The organism is Mesorhizobium sp. P2_F8, assembly GCF_056403655.1.
Genome location: NZ_JBFUFB010000010.1, coordinates 80,552 through 93,172, shown reverse-complemented (window position 1 = coordinate 93,172; position 12,621 = coordinate 80,552). Strand labels below are relative to the sequence as shown.

General features: G+C 62.3%; 11 protein-coding genes. 8 read left to right on the top strand and 3 right to left on the bottom strand.

The window, feature by feature from the left end; genetic code table 11:
• Positions 1-195: 195 nt before the first annotated feature.
• Complete coding sequence (gene fabG, locus AC1DZP_RS24010) at positions 196-933, bottom strand: 3-oxoacyl-[acyl-carrier-protein] reductase (protein ID WP_095086399.1); 738 nt, start codon at positions 931-933, stop codon at positions 196-198.
• A gap of 60 nt (positions 934-993) precedes the next feature.
• A complete protein-coding gene (gene fabD, locus AC1DZP_RS24005; protein ID WP_477305814.1) occupies positions 994-1,941 on the bottom strand; it encodes an ACP S-malonyltransferase in 948 nt (315 codons plus the stop codon).
• Between the two features lie 253 nt (positions 1,942-2,194).
• Between fabD and AC1DZP_RS24000 the strand changes: the two genes are divergently transcribed.
• Positions 2,195-4,147 (top strand): LTA synthase family protein, encoded by a 1,953-nt coding sequence (locus AC1DZP_RS24000; protein WP_095086404.1) that lies wholly within the window; start codon positions 2,195-2,197, stop codon positions 4,145-4,147.
• Between the two features lie 45 nt (positions 4,148-4,192).
• On the opposite strand, the gene AC1DZP_RS23995 is transcribed toward AC1DZP_RS24000, so the two are convergent.
• Entirely contained in the window at positions 4,193-5,878 is a 1,686-nt protein-coding gene (locus AC1DZP_RS23995) for a pilus assembly protein TadG-related protein (RefSeq protein WP_477306078.1), read from the bottom strand.
• Positions 5,879-6,305: 427 nt separating this feature from the next.
• Between AC1DZP_RS23995 and rpsF the strand changes: the two genes are divergently transcribed.
• The 7 genes from rpsF (at position 6,306) to AC1DZP_RS23960 (ending at position 12,515) form a co-directional block, all read left to right on the top strand.
• The gene (rpsF, locus tag AC1DZP_RS23990; RefSeq protein ID WP_023761609.1) at positions 6,306-6,806 is read left to right on the top strand and encodes a 30S ribosomal protein S6; all 501 of its coding nucleotides are present in this window, start codon (positions 6,306-6,308) and stop codon (positions 6,804-6,806) included.
• Positions 6,806-7,054, top strand: a complete 249-nt coding sequence (rpsR, locus tag AC1DZP_RS23985; RefSeq protein ID WP_006203718.1) for a 30S ribosomal protein S18 — start codon at positions 6,806-6,808, stop codon at positions 7,052-7,054. The genes rpsF and rpsR overlap by 1 nt, the downstream gene beginning before the upstream one ends.
• A gap of 215 nt (positions 7,055-7,269) precedes the next feature.
• Positions 7,270-7,854 (top strand): 50S ribosomal protein L9, encoded by a 585-nt coding sequence (rplI, locus tag AC1DZP_RS23980; protein WP_477305812.1) that lies wholly within the window; start codon positions 7,270-7,272, stop codon positions 7,852-7,854.
• Between the two features lie 283 nt (positions 7,855-8,137).
• On the top strand, positions 8,138-9,442 hold the full coding sequence (locus tag AC1DZP_RS23975) for a class I SAM-dependent methyltransferase (RefSeq protein WP_477305810.1): 1,305 nt from the start codon (positions 8,138-8,140) through the stop codon (positions 9,440-9,442).
• Positions 9,443-9,509: 67 nt separating this feature from the next.
• Positions 9,510-9,833, top strand: coding sequence for a YnfA family protein (locus tag AC1DZP_RS23970; protein ID WP_477305808.1), 324 nt, complete (start codon positions 9,510-9,512; stop codon positions 9,831-9,833).
• A 2-nt stretch (positions 9,834-9,835) separates the two neighbouring features.
• Entirely contained in the window at positions 9,836-10,804 is a 969-nt protein-coding gene (locus AC1DZP_RS23965; RefSeq protein ID WP_477305806.1) for a small ribosomal subunit Rsm22 family protein, read from the top strand.
• Between the two features lie 220 nt (positions 10,805-11,024).
• Complete coding sequence (locus tag AC1DZP_RS23960) at positions 11,025-12,515, top strand: replicative DNA helicase (protein ID WP_095086422.1); 1,491 nt, start codon at positions 11,025-11,027, stop codon at positions 12,513-12,515.
• Positions 12,516-12,621: the final 106 nt, after the last annotated feature.

The following is a 12,621-nucleotide window of genomic DNA, read 5'->3' as shown; positions in this document are numbered from 1 at the left end:
TTTGTTTGTCTGTCTTCGTTAGCGGGCAGAATGCCGCTAATCAAGCTGAAAGATGGTCCTGCCGGAAACGCAACGGCCACGGACCGGTTTTTGCCCGAACCGCCGGGTTGCGGGCCGCATTACACGAAAAATAGCTGAGGTCCAAGCCGAAATGGTCTCTTTTCACAAGCCGGCAACAACTCCGCCGGACCTCGTTCAGATCATCGCCATGCCGCCATTCACATGGATGGTCTGGCCGGTGACGTAGGCGGCTTCGTTGGAGGCGAGATAGGCAACGGCGGATGCGACTTCAGCGCCGGTGCCCATGCGGCGCGTCGGGATCGCCGCCATGATCGCTTCCTTCTGCTTGTCGTTGAGCTTGTCGGTCATCGCCGATTCGATGAAGCCCGGGGCGACGCAGTTGACGGTGATGTTGCGGGTGGCGATCTCCTGCGCCAGCGATTTCGAAAAGCCGATCATGCCGGCCTTGGAGGCGCAGTAGTTGGCCTGGCCGGGATTGCCGGTGACACCGACAACCGAGGTGATGTTGATGATACGGCCGTGACGGCGGCGCATCATGGGATGGGTGAGTTCGCGGGTCAGCCTGAAGACAGCGGTCAGGTTGACCTCGAGCACGGTATCCCAGTCGGCGTCCGACATGCGCACGAACAGCCCGTCCTTGGTGATGCCGGCATTATTGACCAGGATGTCGACGCCTTCGAGATCGGCCTCCGCCTTCTGGCCGAGCGCCTTGACCTCGTCACGGTTCGACAGGTTGGCCGGGAACAGCTTGACCCGATCGCCAAGCTCCGCGGCCAGCGTCTCCAGTTTCTCGACGCGCGTGCCATGCAGGCCGACGATGGCGCCTTGCGCATGCAGCACCCTGGCGATCGCCTCGCCAATGCCTCCCGATGCGCCGGTGACGAGTGCCTTGCGGCCAGTCAATTCGAACATTTTTGTCTCCTGATTGAGAAGAGAACACCCTTTGCACGGGCAGGGTCAAATGGCACTAGATTAAGCAAGCGTCGCCAGCGCCGCCTCGACATCAGCCGCGGAGCCGACCGACGCGATGGCGATGTCGCGGTTGATGCGCCGCGCCAGGCCTGAAAGCACCTTTCCGGCGCCGATCTCGTAAAGCGTGGCGATGCCGTTTGCGCCGAACCATTCCACAGTCTCGCGCCAGCGCACGCGGGCAACCACCTGCTCGACCAGACGCCGCGCGATCTCGTCCGGATCATTGGTCGGGGTGACGGTGACGTTGGAGACGATGGGAACCACCGGGGCGGCCTTCGCCACGCTGGCCAGAGCCTCGCGCATGATCTCGGCCGCTGGCATCATCAGCGCGGAGTGGAAAGGCGCCGAAACCTGCAGCATCAGCGCCCGCTTGGCGCCCTTTTCCGTGCAAAGTTTCGCCGCCAGCTCCACTGCGCCCTTTGTGCCTGAAATGACCAGTTGGCCGCCGCCATTGTCGTTCGCCACCTGGCAGACAGAGCCAGCCCCTTGGGCAGCCTCGGCGCAGGCGGCTTCTACATCCGCCTGTTCCAACCCGATGATAGCCGCCATGGCGCCCTCGCCGGCCGGCACCGCCGCCTGCATGGCATTGCCCCGGATGCGCAGCAGCCTGGCGGCATCGGCAACCGAAACGAAGCCGGCGGCCGCGAGCGCCGAATATTCGCCCAGCGAATGGCCGGCGACATAGGCGACCTTGTCCTTCAGCGAGAAGCCGCGCGATTCCAGCGCCCTGATCGCGGCCAGCGACACCGCCATCAGCGCCGGCTGGGCATTGGCGGTCAGCGTCAACGTCTCCTCCGGCCCTTCCCAGATCAGCTTCGACAGGTTTTCGCCAAGCGCGTCGTCCACCTCCTGGAAGACCCTGCGCGCCTCGGGAAAGGCATCGGCGAGATCCTTGCCCATGCCGACAGCCTGGCTGCCTTGTCCAGGAAAGGTGAATGCAACGGCCATATGAGGGCTCCCAAGGGCTGGTTTTGCTTGCCCGATAGTCGGGTTTTTCTTGCCTGTGACGCAAGGCAGGCCGCCAAGTCAAGCCCAGTTCGACCCTGGCCGGCGGCACCATCGCCGGCCGAGTGCCTGTTCCGAAAGGCTTTTTGGCGATCACTCCTGATGAAAACCGCTCACGAATCGTTTGCTGGCTCTTCTTATTTCCGCCACAGGCGCTAGCTTTGCGTGACAATTATATGACAATCGAGTGACGAGTTTGTCGCTGGGTGGGGAAGTTAAAGTGGCAAAGAGTTCTAAACGCGTCGGCAAAGCCGCGCCACAGTTCCTGGAAGACGACCCGTCCACCGGTTATCTGCCGGGCAGGACATGGCCGGTCGTGCGCTATGGGCTGGTCAGCCTGGCAATCGCGGCCGTCATGGTGTTTGCGATCGAATTGATCGTGCGCGGCGACTTTGCCGGCACGGTCGCCTTCTTCCTGCAGCCGCTCAAGCCGGGTTGGACCACCATCGTCGTGTTCGCGCTGATCCTGATCGGCCTTGATGCCGTGCTTGGCCGCAGCCACCAGAGCCTGATGATCGTCGCACCGCTGACCCTTTCCCTTGCCTTCGTCGGCCACCAGAAGTCGCATTATCTCGGCGATCCGCTCTATCCCACCGATTTCCTCTATGCCCGCCAGATCTTCGCGCTGCTGCCCCTCCTGGTGCGCGACCGGCCGATGACCGCGCTCGCCATGGTGGTCGGCATCGTCGCCGGCCTGTCGCTGCTCGTCTATGGCTGGCGGCTATGGCGCCGCAAGGTTCCGGCGCTCAGCCGCAAGGGCCGCCTTGCCCGGCTGACGCTGGCGGTGCCGCTGCTCGCCTTCTTCGTTTCGATCATGGACTACGCCACCTTCTCCTGGACCAGGGACCGGCTGCAGATCATCCCGATCATGTGGGACCAGAAGGAAAATTATGCCTCCAACGGCTTTGCCCTGGCCTTTGCCCTCAACGTGCCGATGGCCCATGTCTCGGCACCGCCAGGCTATTCAGACAAGGCAATCGCGGCGATCGACAGGACCGATGTGACCGCCTCGATGCCGGCGGAAAAGCCCGACATCATCATTGTCATGAGCGAATCCTTCTGGGATCCGACCAAGCTGCCCGGCGTCACCATCACGCCCGACCCGATCCCCAACGTGCGCGCGTTGCGCTCGGGCTCGATGTTCTCGCCCGAATTCGGCGGCATGACCGCCAACATCGAGTTCGAGGCGCTGACCGGCTTTTCCAACGCCTTCCTGCCGGCCGGCAGCATCCCCTATCAGCAATATGTGCGCACGCCGACGCCTTCGCTCGCAACCTTCCTCAAGAGCCAAGGCTACCGGGCGCGCGCCATCCATCCCGGCACCAACTGGTTCTGGAACCGTGGCGCGGTCTATGCGGATTTCGGCTTCAACGATTTCAAATCAGAAGAGACGCTGCCCCCTTTGCAAAAGCGCGGGCCGCTGGCGTCCGACGCGGCGATGACCGACGAGATCATCAGCGAGGCCGACGCCAGCGATGAGCCGGTGTTTTTCTTTGCGGTCAGCCTGCAAAACCACGGCCCCTACGAGCCGAACCGCTATTACAATCCAACACACACGGTGCAGGCACCGATCAGCCAATGGGCACGCGAATCGCTGCTAAGCTACGCCGAGGGGTCAGCCGACGCCGATCGTGGCCTTGAACGCCTTGTCGAATGGGCGAAGAAACGCTCCCGTCCCACCGTGATCGCCTTCTTCGGCGACCATCTGCCGCCGCTGGGGCCGGTCTATGTCGAAACCGGGTTCCTGAAAGACAATGTCGCGCCGCGCAAGGAACCGACGCCGCAAGCCGCACTTGAACATCACCAGACGCCGCTGATCATCTGGTCGAACCACTCCGGTCCGGTCGAGAACCTGGGCGCGGTGAGCCCGGCGTTCCTGCCCTATCACATCCTCACCACTGCCGGCATCACCCACCCCTACTACACCGGCTTCCTGGGTGAGATGCGCGAACGCTACCGCGTCGTCGACCGCAATTTGTTGCTGACGCCGACGGGCGAAGCCACGCCAGATTGGTCACGGCAGAAGGAAATCGATCCGACGATCCGCGATTTCCGCCTGCTGCAGTACGACATGATGTTCGGCAAACGCCTCGCGGCGCCGGACTTCTTCCCCGAAACGGTCGACAAAATTGTCGCCCATACGAGTTGAGCCAAACGATCCCGCGAGGATCGGGCCTGGCGACCCTTCACACGTTCAATCCGTCAACTGCAGCTTCGAGAACTTGTTGGCGATCTGCTGGAATACGTCCGGCAGTTTGGTCGGATCGTTGACGGCATAGTAGCCGCTCGGATCCGTGGCGCACGCGCTGTAAAGCGAGCGGTTGGCGGCGGTGTCGGATTGCAGCACCATGGTGTAGATTTGCACGCCCTCGTTCTTCAACTGCGTGCAAACGCTTTTGGTCCAACCGTCGACATTGCGCGCCGCGGTCGCCTGGCTGTCCGATCCAAAACGGCCACCTGCGAGATAGCCATAGGATGTGTAGTCGGACTTCGTCGGCTGTTCGCTGGCGCCATAGACGACGTTCTCGCCGTCGGTGAGCAACAGCACGATCTTGCTGACGCCGGGCGTCTTCCACGCCGCTCCGTCCGTGTAGGGCGCGGCGGGCGACAGCACCCGCATGCCCCACGACAGGCCCTCGGAGACATTGGTGCCTGAACCGTTCCACTCGGTCATCTGGCTTGCTGCCTTGCGCAGCTTGTCGAAATCGTCTGTCAGCGGGACAACGGGTGTGGGACAAGCGCGGTTCGGGCCAACGGTGACGGGGGTGCCCGTCTCGGTGATGAACTCCTTGGCGGGCGCAACATATTTGGCGACCTTTTCCTTGGCGCTCGTACCGGGCGACAACAAATCGCCGAGCAGATCGTTGAGATCGATGCCGAGAAGGTTGCCCTTCTGCTTGGCGAGCTTGGTCTTGTCGCTGACGTCGTCGAGATAGGAATTGTTGTAGTATTTATCCGAATTGCCATAGGAGGCAGACGGCTTCTGGGCAACTTCGGGGTCGTCTGGCGCAAAATACGGAACAAACAGCGTGTCGGGCTCGTCCGGGTCGGGTGGGGTATCGGAAATGTTGTAGGCGCCCGGCCGCGCCTCGACACAGCCCTTCCATCCGGTGTTGTTCCATCCGGGCTCGGTCCATCCGGTCTGCTTGAGCTGCTTGAAAAGCGCCATATGGTTGGGACGCTTGCCGTCGATGACCGGGAAATTGACGCCGTTGGTGGAGGACTTGCCGTCCATGTCGATCCAGGACGGGTCGAATTCATCGCCATCGACGTTGACGGCCGTGACGAACGGAACCAGCGAGGCGCGAATCTGGCGCGTCGGCGATTTTGTCGCCTCGAGCGTGTCGAGCAATGATTTGGTCGCCGTCCTCAACGCCGTCATGCGCGCGCCGGCCATGGAGCCGGTGTTGTCCAGCACCAGCACGACTTCGAGCTGGTTGTTCGATTCGACGGCGGAGGCATCGACCTCGATGTGCTTTTCCTTGCCGAACAGGAAGGCAAAGTTGAGAGTGACGTCGGCTGAGGCAACCGCCTTCGTCTTGACGAAATTGACGCCTTTGTCGACCGTCAACGTCGCCTTCGCATTGCCGAGTTCGCCATGGCCGGCGATGTTGGCCTGGAAATAGCGGTCAAAGGCGTCATTGCGGGTGACATCGAGATCGCCCAGATGCGAAGAGGCAAGGTTTGCCGCATCGAGGGCATTCTGCAGGTTGCTCTTGGCCCGCATCAGGGTGGAGACATCGGTTGCGAAGGCGACAGCCGTGAGGATGGCCGGCAACCCCAGCCCCAGCACAAGCGAAAAATTGCCGCTCGTCGAGCGCCAGAACTTGTTAAAAGCATCCTTACCCCCCGGAAATGCTTGCCGCTTTTGTGCGCGGATTGGCCTGGCTTCTGCGCCTTCTTTGATGAATCGACCGTTGACGGGAGAATCTCAACTCCACACAACCTGACATTGTGGTTAAGGCCCGGTTGCCGGAAACCACGAAGCCTTGTCATTGTTGCTGCTTGATTTTTCCGCCCCTGCGACACAAGGGAATGCCGCTTGCGCTTGCGTTGTGGGCGGATTGCTATATAGACGCCCCCAATCTGCCGGTCCCAGCTGGGGGCTGAACGGAGGGCCGGAGGTTTTTTCGAAAACCTTCGTGTGAAGCCAGAAGTGCTTCCGCCTCCCGTGTCTCCGCTCTCGACCGTCTCGTCATGCTCCTTTCTTCCCCGCCCCCTTTTACCGGGAACGGCGGGTCAGAGAAGTTGCAGAGGCTTTTGCCGCCGGGAACCGGGAGAGAAACGAAGAAAGGCACTGATACACTATGGCTCTTTACGAACATGTGTTTCTTGCCCGGCAGGACCTCTCGCAGCAGCAGGTCGATGCGCTTGTCGAACAGTACAAGGGCGTCATCTCCGCAAATGGCGGGTCCGTCGGCCGGGTCGAGAACTGGGGACTGAAGTCCCTCACCTACCGGGTCAACAAGAACCGGAAGGCTTACTACACGCTGATGGACCTGAACTGCCCGCCGGCCGCGCTCAACGAGATGGAGCGCCAGATGGGCCTGTCCGAAGACGTGCTGCGTTTCCTGACCATCAAGGTCGAGGCGCATGAGGAAGGCCCATCGGCCATGATGCAGAAGCGCGAAGAGCGCTCGGAACGCGGTGGCTTCGGCGACCGTGACCGTGGCGATCGTGGTCCGCGCTCGTTCGGCGACCGTGATCGCGGCGACCGTGGCGATCGTCCGCCGCGCTCGTTCGGTGACGCCGGTGCCGATCGTGGTCCGCGCCGTCCGCGCGAAGGCTTTGAAGGGGGTGCAGAATAATGGTCGACATCAACCAGATCCCGACCCGGCGCCCGTTCCATCGCCGCCGCAAGACCTGCCCGTTCTCCGGCGCCAACGCCCCCAAGATCGACTACAAGGACGTGCGTCTGCTGCAGCGCTACATTTCCGAGCGCGGCAAGATCGTGCCGTCGCGCATCACCGCCGTCAGCCAGAAGAAGCAGCGCGAACTCGCCAAGGCGATCAAGCGCGCCCGCTTCCTCGGCCTGCTGCCCTACGTGGTTCGCTAAGACTTTCGAGCGGGCGGCTTGCCGCCCGCTTTTTTCACCTCGGCGACGGGCGCCGCGGGATCGCATTCAAATCCCGAGTTGAGGTCAGACCTCTAACTGCCTGAACAGGCAGGACAGCGACACCGGCGCCAAGGCGCGCCCCAAGCTTCCTGACCTGTTCCCAAGACAATTCGGCGTCGATCGCATGATTGCCGCCCAACTGAAGGAACAAAACCATGGAAGTCATTCTTCTCGAACGCGTTTCCCGCCTCGGCCAGATGGGCGATACCGTCAAGGTCAAGGACGGCTTTGCCCGTAACTTCCTGCTGCCGCAGGGCAAGGCGCTGCGCGCCAACGAAGCCAACAAGAAGAAGTTCGAAGGCCAGCGCGCCCAACTCGAAGCCCGCAACCTCGAGCGCAAGTCGGAAGCCAGCCAGGTCGCCGAAAAGCTCGACGGCAAGAGCTTCATCGCCGTGCGTTCGGCTGGCGAAACCGGCCAGCTCTACGGCTCGGTGTCGACCCGTGACATCGCGGATCTGCTGACAGCGGAAGGCTTCACGGTCAACCGCAACCAGATCCTGCTCAACCAGCCGATCAAGACCATCGGCCTCACCAATGTGGCCATCGCGCTGCATCCGGAAGTCGAGGTCACGATCACGCTCAACATCGCCCGCACGGCCGACGAAGCCGAACGCCAGGCCAAGGGTGAGACGCTGACCACCGCCGAAGCCATCTATGGCGACGACATCAACGACAATGCGCGGCCGGAAAACTTCTTCGACCCGAACACCGAGTTCGAAGGCGGCGAAGACAACGTCTGACGATTTGAGTTGCCGGTGCGCCCTTCCGGGCGTGCCGCACTTTAGCTTCCCAGTTGGCCTCAGCTATACTGGACCAATGCCCGGGTCTCTCGCCCGGGCATTTTTGTGCCAAATGGAACTTTTCGAACCCCTATATATTGATGCAGACTACAGCGTCGCGCGTCCTTTGGCCGCGCAAAGGACGCTGTGAAACTTTGGTTTGGCGCACGATCCCTTTCCCGAAAGTCGATTTCGATTTTCGGGGTCGTGGGCCGAGACAGCCTGTCTGAGGGGACATTTGGTCATGAATATTCTGCTGAAGCGCGTTCTCGACCGCCTGGTGCGCACCGGCAATCTCAAGGTAACCGGCCCCAAGGGCGCTGCGGTGGTGTTCGGCGACGGCAGCGGCGAGCCGGTGCACATGCACATCAAGACCACGCATGCCGAGCGCGCCATCACCTTCGATCCGATGCTGGCGGTGCCGGAAGCCTACATGGACGGCGAACTCGACATTCTCGAAGGCGGCGTGCTGGGTGTGATGCGCATCGCCTTCCAGAACATGGGCAGCGGCGGCATCGACGCCACATGGTCGAAAGCCATCGAAGGCCTGCGTCATGCCTTCCGCCGCCTGCAGCAGATCAACACCGCCTCGCGCTCACGCCGCAACGTGCAGCGCCATTACGACCTGTCGGGCGACCTCTACCGGCTCTTCCTCGACGAGGACATGCAGTATTCCTGCGCCTATTTCGAGCAGCCGGACATGACGCTCGACGAAGCGCAGGCTGCCAAGAAACGCCACATCGCCGCCAAGCTCAGGCTGAAGGCCGGCCAGACGGTGCTCGACATCGGGTCCGGCTGGGGCGGGCTCAGCCTCTATCTCGCCAAGGCGTTCGACGTCGACGTGCAAGGCGTGACACTGTCGACCGAACAGCATGGCGTCGCCACCGACCGCGCGCACGCGCAAGGGTTGGAAAGCCGCGTGCATTTCGAGCTGAAGGACTACCGCGAGCTCAACGAGCGTTTCGACCGCATCGTCTCGGTCGGCATGTTCGAACATGTCGGCGTCAACCATTACCGCACCTTCTTCGACAAGTCGGCGACACTGCTCAAGCCGGATGGCGTTATGCTGTTGCACACGATCGGCCGCTCCGGCGTTCCGTGGGCGACCACCGCCTTCGTCCGCAAATACATCTTCCCGGGCGGCTATGTCCCTGCGCTCTCCGAAGTCATGCCGGCGATCGAGAAGTCGGGGCTGGTCGTCACCGACATCGAAATCCTGCGGCTGCACTATGCCGACACGCTGAAGCACTGGGGCGAGCGCTTCGCCGCCAACCGCGACAAGGCCAAGGCGATCTACGACGAGCGCTTCTGCCGCATGTGGGAGTTCTACCTGGCCGCTTCGGAAGCCGCTTTCCGCTGGCAGGATCTGGTGATCTTCCAGATCCAGATCGCCAAGAAGAACGACACCTTGCCGACGACGCGCGAGTACATGGCCAAATGCGAGAAGGCGCTTGAGATGCGCGATATGGGTCACCGTGAAACGGATCCCATCGAGAAAAGCCCGGTAGCCAAGGCAACTCGCCGCCGCAAGGTCGCGGACCAGAAATAGCATTGCGGCTTGCCATTGCCAGCGCGTGCACTGAAAAAGGTCCAGTGATCGCCACCGGACCTTTTTCATGACCTATGTCCTCTACGTCGCTGCTGCCCTGGCCGAGATCGCAGGCTGCTTTTCGTTCTGGGCGTGGTGGCGGCTGGAGAGGTCGCCACTGTGGCTGCTCCCCGGTCTCGCCTCGCTCGCTTTATTCGGCTTCCTGCTGGCGCTGGTCGATGCCAATGCCGCCGGCCGCGCCTACGCCGCCTATGGCGGCATCTACATCGCGGCGTCGCTTGGCTGGCTGTGGCTGGCGGAGGGCGTGCGCCCCGACCGCTGGGACCTCGCAGGAGCTGCGTTCTGCATTGTCGGCGCCTCGGTGATCCTCGTCGCGCCACGCGGAGCCTGAGCATGGAGTTACCGGCCCCACTTCGCCAGGGTGTCGAGCGTCTGCTCGAGAACGTTCCGCTGGCGACACTCAAGCAGGCGGCAAAAACGCTGTCCGACCGGTACCGCGCCGAACTGCGCGATGGTCGGCTGCATATGGCTGAGAACCTGGCCGTGCAAGCCTACCTGGCGACGCGGCTGCCGGCGACCTACGCCGCCGTCCGCGCCAGCCTCGATGCGCTCGGCGACGCCAGGCCCGGCTTTCAACCCAAGAGCCTGCTCGATGTCGGCGCCGGCCCTGGTACGGTGCTTTGGGCCACGAGCGACTTGTGGCCCGATCTCGAACAGGCGGTGCTGTTCGAAGCCAGCGCCGCGGCGCGCAAGGTCGGCGAAACGCTTGCCGCCGGGGCGATTGCCGCCCGAACCAGATGGCTGGCCGGCGACGCCACCATCGACCTTGCCGACATCGAGCCGGCCGATCTGGTCACTTGCGCCTATGTGCTCGACGAAATTGTCCCTGCTTCAGTGCCAAAGCTCATCGGTCGGCTGTGGCAACTCACCGACGATACGCTGCTGGTCGTCGAGCCGGGCACGCCGGCCGGATGGCAGCGCATCCTTGCCGTGCGCCGGCAACTGATCGAGGCGGGCGCGCATGTGCTTGCGCCCTGCCCGCATCAGGCGCCCTGCCCGCTCACCCCGCCCGACTGGTGCCATTTTTCCCGCCGCGTCGCCCGCTCGCGCTTGCATCGGCTGGCCAAGGATGGCGACGTGCCGTGGGAAGACGAGAAGTTCATCTATGTCGCCGCTTCGCGACAGCCTGCTCCTTCCCTTCAGGCGCGGGTCATCGCGCCACCAAAATCAGGATCCGGCAAGGTGTTGCTGAAACTTTGCGAGAGCAATGGCAGTGCCGGCGAAAGGCTGTTCACCAAGCGCGACGGCGAGACGTTCAAGGCAGCGCGGCGGTCGGACTGGGGCGACGTTCTGGAGATTTGACCGGCACAATTGTTCTTGCTTCGTTCTTGTTTTTCGTGTAGATTGTTCCTTTGCCGAGTCAACAGAAATCGGGGGACGGGAATTCTGTCCTGTGGACGATTTGTTGTTCCTGTGAACAAGCGAACATTGATGTTGGTTGGCATCGGCACTGTTGCAGATAAGTCAGCACTGACTTTTGTCATTCTGGTATCGAAGAGCCGGGATCGAAATCGGGGATATCATGGCAGAGGCAGCGCGAAAATTCGGCGTCGCGGAAACACCGCTTTATCGTGAGGCGCCAAACAACATCGAGGCCGAGCAGGCGCTGCTCGGCGCCATCCTGGTCAACAACGACGCCTTCTACCGTGTCTCGGACTTCCTGAAGGCCGGCCATTTCTACGAACCGCTGCACCGCAAGATCTATGAGGTGGCGTCCGAGTTCATCCGCATGGGCAAGGTTGCGACGCCGATCACGCTGAAAACCTTCCTGCCGGCCGATGAGAAGGTCGGCGACATGACGATGGCGCAATATGTCGTGCGGCTGGCGGTGGAAGCCGTCACAGTCGTCAACGCCACTGACTATGGCCGCGCCATCTATGACCTTGCGACGCGTCGCGCGCTGATCACCGTCGGCGAGGACATGGTCAACATCGCCTATGACGCGCCGGTCGACATGGCGCCCACCGAACAGATCGAGGATGCCGAGCGGCGGCTGTTCGAGCTGGCCGAAAACGGCCGTTACGATGGCGGTTTCGAGAGTTTTTCCGACGCGTTGAAGAACGCCGTGGACATGGCCAGTGCCGCCTATATGCGCGATGGGCACCTGTCCGGCATTGCCACCGGCCTGCGCGATCTCGACCACCGCATGGGCGGCCTGCAGCCGTCGGATTTGATCATCATCGCCGGCCGTCCGGGCATGGGCAAGACGTCGCTGGCCACCAACATCGCCTACAACATCGCTGCCGCCTATGAGCCTGCCCAGCAGGCGGACGGCTCCGTCAAGGCGGCCAATGGCGGCGTCGTCGGCTTCTTCTCGCTCGAAATGTCGTCGGAGCAATTGGCCACCCGCATCATTTCCGAGCAAACCGAAATCCCATCGTCGAAAATCAGGCGCGGCGACCTCACGGAAGCCGATTTCGGCAAGCTTGTTGCCTACACGCAGGAGAACCACAAGCGCCCGCTCTACATCGACCAGACGGGCGGTATCTCGATTGCCCAGCTTGCGGCTCGCGCCCGCCGCCTCAAGCGCCAGCGCGGGCTGGATCTGATGGTCATCGACTATATCCAGCTCATGCAGGGTTCGTCCGCCAAGGCGTCGCAGAACCGCGTCCAGGAAATCACCGAGATCACCACCGGACTGAAGGCGCTCGGCAAGGAGCTTGGCGTGCCGATCATCGCGCTCTCACAGCTCTCGCGTCAGGTCGAAAGCCGCGACGACAAGCATCCTCAGCTGTCGGACTTGCGCGAATCGGGTTCGATCGAGCAGGACGCCGACGTGGTGCTGTTTGTGTACCGCGAGGAATACTACATCAAAAACAAGGAGCCCGAGAAAGGCACGCCCGAGCACCTCGCCTGGGAAACAAAGATGGTCGAGGTCCAGGGCAAGGCCGAAGTGATCATCGCCAAGCAGCGCCATGGACCGACCGGCACTGTCAGCCTTGCCTTCCAGGGCGAATTCACCCGCTTCTCCGACCTCGCCGAAGAGCATCATTTGCCTGAAAGATTCGAGTGACCTCTTGAGAAAGGTCTCGTTCCTTCGCGCCCCTCTCTGTCCTGCCGGACATCTCCCCCTCAAGGGGGGAGATTGGCAGCTTCATAGTACGCTCCCCTCCTTCGAT

What these genes read in the sequence shown, in the direction of transcription:
- fabG (WP_095086399.1), bottom strand. Translation starts at nt 933, where the DNA reads ATGTTCGAATTGACTGGCCGCAAGGCACTCGTCACCGGCGCATCGGGA.
- fabD (WP_477305814.1), bottom strand. Translation starts at nt 1,941, where the DNA reads ATGGCCGTTGCATTCACCTTTCCTGGACAAGGCAGCCAGGCTGTCGGC.
- rpsF (WP_023761609.1), top strand. Translation starts at nt 6,306, where the DNA reads ATGGCTCTTTACGAACATGTGTTTCTTGCCCGGCAGGACCTCTCGCAG.
- rpsR (WP_006203718.1), top strand. Translation starts at nt 6,806, where the DNA reads ATGGTCGACATCAACCAGATCCCGACCCGGCGCCCGTTCCATCGCCGC.
- rplI (WP_477305812.1), top strand. Translation starts at nt 7,270, where the DNA reads ATGGAAGTCATTCTTCTCGAACGCGTTTCCCGCCTCGGCCAGATGGGC.
- AC1DZP_RS23975 (WP_477305810.1), top strand. Translation starts at nt 8,138, where the DNA reads ATGAATATTCTGCTGAAGCGCGTTCTCGACCGCCTGGTGCGCACCGGC.
- AC1DZP_RS23970 (WP_477305808.1), top strand. Translation starts at nt 9,510, where the DNA reads ATGACCTATGTCCTCTACGTCGCTGCTGCCCTGGCCGAGATCGCAGGC.
- AC1DZP_RS23965 (WP_477305806.1), top strand. Translation starts at nt 9,836, where the DNA reads ATGGAGTTACCGGCCCCACTTCGCCAGGGTGTCGAGCGTCTGCTCGAG.
- AC1DZP_RS23960 (WP_095086422.1), top strand. Translation starts at nt 11,025, where the DNA reads ATGGCAGAGGCAGCGCGAAAATTCGGCGTCGCGGAAACACCGCTTTAT.